The sequence below is a fragment of the Blastomonas sp. genome (assembly GCF_041747255.1).
Lineage (GTDB): Bacteria > Pseudomonadota > Alphaproteobacteria > Sphingomonadales > Sphingomonadaceae > Blastomonas.
The window spans coordinates 1-4,350 of record NZ_JBGTFM010000278.1; the positions used below are offsets into that span (position 1 = coordinate 1).

The 4,350-nt window shown below is 58.8% G+C and carries 4 protein-coding genes; 2 read left to right on the forward strand and 2 right to left on the reverse strand.

All coding sequences use genetic code 11. The features are described 5' to 3' along the window. A partial coding sequence (locus ACEW8G_RS09435; RefSeq protein ID WP_373488173.1) for an ArnT family glycosyltransferase occupies positions 1–952 on the reverse strand: 952 nt, incomplete at its 3' end. Positions 953–1,064: 112 nt separating this feature from the next. On the opposite strand from ACEW8G_RS09435, the gene ACEW8G_RS09440 reads away from it, so the two are divergent. Then, positions 1,065–2,357, forward strand: coding sequence for a lipopolysaccharide biosynthesis protein (locus ACEW8G_RS09440; protein ID WP_373488174.1), 1,293 nt, complete (start codon positions 1,065–1,067; stop codon positions 2,355–2,357). Between the two features lie 127 nt (positions 2,358–2,484). Beyond that, positions 2,485–3,969 carry a hypothetical protein gene (locus ACEW8G_RS09445; protein WP_373488175.1) on the forward strand — a complete coding sequence of 495 codons (1,485 nt, stop codon included), beginning with the start codon at positions 2,485–2,487 and terminating at the stop codon, positions 3,967–3,969. A 117-nt stretch (positions 3,970–4,086) separates the two neighbouring features. Here the strand turns inward: ACEW8G_RS09445 and ACEW8G_RS09450 are convergent. Beyond that, positions 4,087–4,350: hypothetical protein (locus ACEW8G_RS09450; RefSeq protein ID WP_373488176.1), on the reverse strand; the 264-nt coding region annotated here is incomplete at its 5' end.

Sequence of the window (4,350 nt, forward strand, 5' to 3'; positions counted from 1 at the left end):
CATAGAAGATGTAACGCAGGCTCTTCGCCGCAGCGAAGGAGTTGAGGAGAAAGCCGGTGACGAAGATGGTGAGCGCGAAGCCGGCAAGCCGCGGCCGGTCGATCAGCGCCAAGACCGCGAGGATCCCGGAGAGGGTCCAAAGCGTAGGATAGTACAGCATATACCAGAGGTGATAGAACAGGAAATTCTCACCCTGGAGCTCATTGAAGAGCATCGTTGACCGGTACCGCATCCATAAGGCATCGACGAGACCGAGAGCCCAGGCGGCCATGGCGGCAACGAGCCCGGTGACCAAGAGACCTGCCACGACATACAGCTTCACCCTGGCCGGCACGGTGGAATCGACCAACCATGGCAGCAGCAGCGCACCGATCGCCCAGAGTCCAAGCCCGGCAATGCCGAGCAGTGTCGTTGGCTGGAGGTAGACAGCGAAGGCCAAAAGCAGCGCTGCGGGGACGGCAGCGGCGACGTGCCGCCAGAGCGGCCAGGGTTGGCCGATCTGGCGGTAGACGAGCCAGGCGGCAATGAAAAAAGCGAGGCCTTGCAAGCTATAGAAGCGAGCGAACTGGGCGACGGCCAGGGCGAACGGCGAAACTGCGAAGAGTCCGGCCCCGATCCAGGCCGCGGTGGCGCTGGTCTCGCGTCGCATAAAGACGAAGAGACCGACGACCAGCGCCGTCATGAGGAGAACCGAGGGTAGCCGCGCCGCGGTTAGACTTGGACCGAACAGCGCATAGCTATGCGCCACCAGCCACGTCGTCGGATAGCCGCGCCAGTAACGACCATGCTCACCGATCGACGGCTCGCCGGTTTCGAGCAGGCCCTGAGCTGCCAGGGCATGATAAAGCTCATCGCCGTCCGGCAACCGCTCGAGATTGATGCTATAAAGAAGGAAGGTGGCAGCGCCGATGACGAGAGCCGCCAACCACCCTTGCGCGAAATTCTTAACCATGGATTAAGCAGGCAGGCTCGGGGCGTGAGGCAGGAGTGCTCTTGTCGTCGGGCAGTTTTGTGGCATGTCACGCGGTCCCCGAATCAGAAATTCGATACTCCCAGTAGAGCTCATGAACCGCATTTCGCTGTTGAGACATCGCGTCCGCCGCTTGCTGCCCGAAACCTCGTTCCTGCGCAAGCTCCTAATGCTGGCCGGTGGCACCGTGGCGGGGCAGGCGATTCTGGTCCTGAGCTCCCCGCTGCTGACACGCTTGTTCACGCCAGCGGAATTCGGTGCTTTCGCGGTTTTCGCCGCGGTCGTGGCGATCGCCGGAATGGGCACAGGCCTGCGCTTCGAGTTGGCTATTCCGATCGTCCGCGATGAAGCCGATGCCGCCGGGCTGGTCGGTATGACGGTCCTATGCACCCTCGTGACAACCGGGTTGGCACTTCTCTTCATGTGGCAGACCGATGTCCGCGCATTGATCAACACGCCGGACGTCGGCCTATGGCTCTGGCTCTGGCTGCTACCGCTGGCGATGCTGCTCTGGGGGCTGGGCTCGGCCTTGAGCTTCTGGTCGGTACGGCGCGGGCGTTTCGCCGTCAGCGGCAAGGCCCTCACCATGCAGTTCGGCAGTCAAGCCGGCAGCCAGTTGGCGTTCGGCTTCGCCGGTGCCGGCACGCCTGGTTTGATCGTCGGCTTTCTCCTCGGCTATGCCGCGCGAAGTGCGTACCATGCCGTGCGGGTGCCGCGCGACGAATGGCAGCTTTTCGCAGCGCAAGGCCCGACCAAGATCTGGCACAGCGCCATCACCAACTGGCGCTATCCCTTGATGGCTTTGCCGTCCCAATTGCTGGAAAGCATTTGCCAAATGGCGCCGGTCATCATTATGGCCTGGCTTTTTGGCCCCGCTACCGCGGGTTGGTATGCGCTCAGTCAGAGAATCATGGGCCTGCCCGTGCGGGTCCTCAGTGAAGCGGCCAGTCAGGTCTTTCTTGGCGAGCTGCGGCATATAGAGAGCCACGATCTGCTTCGGTTTTTCTTGCGAACCTTGCTGTTTTTCACGATCATCGGGTTGTTCGGCCTGATCCCGATCGTCATTCTCGCGCCACCACTCTTTGCACTGGTCTTTGGTGAGACTTGGCGGGCCGCCGGCACCATGGTGCAGTTGCTCGCGCCCCTCTATCTCTTGCGCTTCGTGATGATGCCAATCTCGCAGGTTTTGTATTATCTCAAGCGGCAGGCTTTTGTTTTACTTTCCTCGATACTTACAGCACTGGCGATGATTGGCAGCTTTTCGGTCAGCTATATTTTCGCACTTGAAGCAAATGAGGCCATCCTGCTGTTCAGCCTGACCTCGAGTGTATCGCTGGTCATCTACCTTGGCGTGACGTGGATCGTGGCAAAAAACGGCAGCGGTTGATCTTTTTTCGGAATAAGCCGCGTCGTCGGACGTCATATAGCTGCTTAAGGCTCCAGCTTGCCCACCCCTGCCATACGGCACGCTCATGGGTAATCAATCAGGCACTCTCCGCCCAGGAAGGAATCAAATGAGCCACTCTATTAATCGCCGCAGTTTGGTGCTGGCCTCACTGACGCTGCCACTCGTGACCTTCATTTCGGCGCCCGCCTTGGCGACAACAGTCCGGGTCGGCAGCGCTGCAGAACTTGATCGGGCACTAGTCAACGCGTCAGCCGGGACAACCATCATCTTGCGTAGCGGCGTCACCTTCTCGAAGAGTGGCAGCTTCTCGATCGGTCGAAGTGGCACCAGCAGCGCACCGATCCGGATCGTCGCCGAGCGGAATTTGGCGACCACCATGAGATCAAACCTGACACTCAATGGCGACAATGTTCAAGTCGTCGGCCTGCGTTTCGACAATGCCGGTGTTAATATAAACCGAAATAATTGTCAGGTGAGCACTTGTATTTTCACCGGCACCAATGGCCGAGTCTCTTTGGACGGCGCCGTCAATGCGGTTATCAACAATAATGAATTCAGCGGATGGGGTGAACGTTGTATTTCCTTCGATCCGTTTAACAATGGCCAAGGTCGTAATCCACGAATTTATGGCAATTATTTCCATGATGGCCGCAATGTATGCATAGCGCTCGGTTTTCAGCATCGCCATCAACCGCTGAACATCGGCGCAGTCATAGAATCAAACCTATTTGTCAATTGTACTCATGATCAGGTTATCAACGCCAAATCATCGGGCAATCGGATCCGCGGCAATACGATGATTGGTGGTGGCGCTTTTGTTTGCCGTTTTGGCTTGAACAACACGTTCGAGAATAACTGGATGGAGAATTGCAAAGGCATCTGGTTAAGTGACAAAAACTGTGTGGCCAGCGGCAATCGTTTGAACAATAGTGATCTCCAGGTGCTGGCGGGGGATGTCACCTCGGCGCAGACCGCCAGCAGGGAAGGCTCACATCCGCGGTCCGAATCGGCCCGGCTCACCAATAACGTGGCACGGCGGACAACCATCGGCGCCTGGGGGAGCCTCACTCTGCCGGCAATCAACACGGTTGTGGAAGGTCACAACGGGCGTATCGACCGTGGTCGAGAGCAAGGCACGCAGATCAAGTCGACCGGCAACAGCAGTGCTGGCAGCGCAGCGCGCAAGCTCAGCACGGGTCAAGTGGGCCCCGGTGCCGCTGGTGCCACACCTGCACCGGCAGCAAGCTCCTCGAGCTCATCGTCGTCGGGCCAAACCAACGACCAGCCGAGCAATTCGAGCAATTCCAGTGGAAGTGGCAGTAGCTCGAATACGAGTTCCAGCGGCTTGCCGAGTATTAACGGTCATGAATGTGTGGGTGACCCAGCAACCATTTTGAAAGGCCATAAGGGGCAGAATGCGTGGGTAGTTTCTGAACAGTATCATAAGAAAGCAATCGATTATTTTGAAGAAATGCGCAAATATCCATCTGGTTCGAATGAATACAAGACTTATCGAACACTTTATGCCGCCTGTCGTGACGTAAACCAGTTGGCCGACTCCATGGCGCGGTCGGGCGTACGCACCCTTTAGGGTCGGGACGCTAGCGATCCGGTGCCGAGGGAGAGTATCGGCGGGATGACGCTGCGCCATGCAGGCCTGTCCCGACCCGAGGGTCGGGACAGCCTTGCGGTGTCGGCGGCGATGGGCTCAGCCGATCGCGCCTGTCGTTGCCAGTGGTCCAACATTCGTGGCGGTGAGGATCTGGTAGGGCGGCACCGCTACCGTCAGGGCGCGCGTGGTCGTGCCGGTCACGTTCTGGTTGACGATGCTGCCATTGTGTCCTTCGACGATATTGTTGCGTGTGGGCTGCCAGCTGGCGTCGCCGCCGCCCATGCGGAGGATGCCGATATTGCCGGCCAGGAGGCAATCCTCGGCCCAGGTCTGCTGGCTGGTGGACTGATTGTTGGCGAG